Below are 261 nucleotides of genomic sequence, written 5' to 3' on the forward strand. Positions count from 1 at the left end.
AGCAACGAGTGCCTTGGTCGGTGCCATGACGCGACTATTTTCAGGTGATTGCTGATACAACTCACAACAGGCTTGAGCAATGTCGCTCTTTGCCGTTTCGTGGAAGTGAATAGCCCCCGTACTTAGTTTTTCAGGCACGATACCTTGATTAATGAGCTTGGAGTATTCAGGAATACCCGTTGAGCCTTTCTGACGCTTAACGATATCTAGCATAGTATTAGCAATGGCTTTTGATAGAACGATATCAGCCAAAACCTTGCC

At 45.6% G+C, this 261-nt stretch carries 1 pseudogene; it reads right to left on the reverse strand.

From position 1 onward, the window contains the following. Positions 1–261: pseudogene (locus B4920_RS26755) on the reverse strand (AAA family ATPase); the annotation flags it as partial.

Source organism: Zoogloea sp. LCSB751 (assembly GCF_002028455.1).
GTDB lineage: Bacteria > Pseudomonadota > Gammaproteobacteria > Burkholderiales > Rhodocyclaceae > Zoogloea.